The 1,925-nt window shown below is 61.0% G+C and carries 4 protein-coding genes; 2 read left to right on the plus strand and 2 right to left on the minus strand.

What is annotated here, in order from left to right; all coding sequences use genetic code 11:
- Positions 1-160 precede the first annotated feature (160 nt).
- Complete coding sequence (locus tag BLX41_RS22015; RefSeq protein ID WP_123726593.1) at positions 161-589, minus strand: DUF4952 domain-containing protein; 429 nt, start codon at positions 587-589, stop codon at positions 161-163.
- A 311-nt stretch (positions 590-900) separates the two neighbouring features.
- Between BLX41_RS22015 and BLX41_RS22020 the strand changes: the two genes are divergently transcribed.
- Both BLX41_RS22020 and aac(6') read left to right on the plus strand, forming a co-directional pair.
- A complete protein-coding gene (locus tag BLX41_RS22020) occupies positions 901-1,164 on the plus strand; it encodes a hypothetical protein (protein ID WP_025131152.1) in 264 nt (87 codons plus the stop codon).
- 65 nt (positions 1,165-1,229) lie between these two features.
- On the plus strand, positions 1,230-1,676 hold the full coding sequence (gene aac(6') / locus BLX41_RS22025; protein ID WP_123726594.1) for an aminoglycoside 6'-N-acetyltransferase: 447 nt from the start codon (positions 1,230-1,232) through the stop codon (positions 1,674-1,676).
- On the opposite strand, the gene BLX41_RS35985 is transcribed toward aac(6'), so the two are convergent.
- The coding region (locus BLX41_RS35985) for an AraC family transcriptional regulator (RefSeq protein WP_259745074.1) at positions 1,677-1,925 on the minus strand (249 nt) is incomplete at its 5' end.

Raw genomic sequence — 1,925 nt, forward strand, 5'->3', positions numbered from 1 at the left:
AAAAGCCCCGATCAAGCCGTGACAGGATCGAGGCAGGGACTACTTCTGAGGAGCTGCAGTGAGAAGGTGACCAAACCGTCACGACGCCAGCTGGTTTCAGTCTGCCCACTCTGCCTGCCCGCGAGTTAGCCGAGAGCGACCTGCTCATAGCTACAAGCGTTCAGATGTCCTCGGTATAGAACACCACCGTCACGTAGAAATAGCCGATCTTGTGCCAATCCCGGCGCTGGTTGTAGGGCGTCTCTTCCGAGCCCATGCCGACCTGATAATTACGCCCGGTCCTTTTATCCCTATAGGACATGAAACCCTTCGTTTCCCAGCCACAGCAGACAAACCTGAGCCCCTCCTGCAACCCCAACTCCCGTTGCAGATAGCGTTCCACTTCATGGGCATCCTGACCCTTGACCCGATACCTGGCGGTCAGCGGTGCGCCCTGATCCTGCGGCTGCGACTCACATTGGAAAAACTCCAGGGACTTCGGCGGATCGCTCATGGCCCGCAAAAAATCGCCACACGCGGTGGCTGCCGCAGCCACGCTGCAAACCATCCACAACAAACAGGCCAAACCCAGGTTGAACATCACTTTCATCCACTACAGCTCCCTATTCTTTTGCCCCAACGGCCATCCTGCCCACCCCCACCGCTTGCAGCTGGCGAGCTTGAGCGGCAGCACGGCTCAATATCCACCCTTATGCAAGCCCGGGCCATCACACGCAAGCGCCACGAGACTTGATCGGCCGCCTTTTCCAGGCGCTGTTGCAACCGGCCATGACCATCGAGTTAGCCGAAAACGACCTGTTCATAGGTAATCGGGCCATCGCGACCATCTGCCCTTGCCGTCACCCGGACGGCCTACCAGAATCGACTGACGACCACGTTACCTGAATAAGGATGAGCGTCATGATGCATGCGGATTTGATTGATCAGGACGACCTGCTGGGACAACTCCGGGCCCTGGGTTTCGAGATGCCCGCAGGCGCCAGCGCCGAGCAGGCCTGTGAATGTGCAGTGCGGGGTTTGAGCGATGCGCGGGCCAAGGCGCTCAAAGGCATGGTGGAGCAGATGCTCACCGGCAATGCGACCATTCTTCCCGCGGTCCGCCAGGCCATCGATCGCCAGTTGCTGCCGGCCCTGGCCGAGTACCTGCAGCAAAAACGCGCCTGAGTCTCCCTGTGCCCTGAGCGGATTGCTAGAGTGCGCGTCCCTCTGGCAAAAACAGGCAGGCACTCATGATAGCGATACAACCCGGCTCATCCGCCGACGCGCCCCGCTGGCTGCAATTGCGCCTTGGCCTGTGGCCCGACTGCCCGCCAGACGAACACCAGGCCGAGATCCGCCAGATGCTGGGCGCACCCGAGCGCTATGGCTGCTGGCTGGCCTTTGCCGAGAACGGTGAAGCCGTCGGCCTGGCCGAGGCGGCGTTGCGTCACGACTACGTCAACGGCACCGAGAGTTCGCCGGTGGTGTTTCTCGAAGGGATCTATGTGGCTCCCGAGCACCGCCGCCGGGGCGTTGCCCAGCAACTGATCGAGCAGGTCAGCCAGTGGGGACGCCAGGCCGGATGTGTGGAGATTGCGTCTGACACCAGCCTGGACAATCTGGTCAGCCAGACACTGCACCACGCGCTGGGCTTCGAGGAAACCGAACGCGTGGTGTACTTCAAGAAACGTCTGTGACTACAGACGCACGCTGGCGAAGGTCGACTCGTTGCGCGCCTGACTCAAGGCCGACAGCGGGCCGGACAGCGGTGCCAAAACCATGGCTTGCGGCAACGGCATCATCGCCACTTGCTGGGTGGTGTTGGAGCCGATGCGCTCGTCACGCGGCGGAATGCCGAAGTACTCGCGGTAGCACTTGGAGAAGTGCGGCGTAGAGACGAAACCACAGACCGAAGCCACTTCGATGATCGACATCGGCGTCTGCTT

This window comes from Pseudomonas protegens, from assembly GCF_003732485.1.
Classification (GTDB): Bacteria; Pseudomonadota; Gammaproteobacteria; order Pseudomonadales; family Pseudomonadaceae; genus Aquipseudomonas; species Aquipseudomonas protegens_B.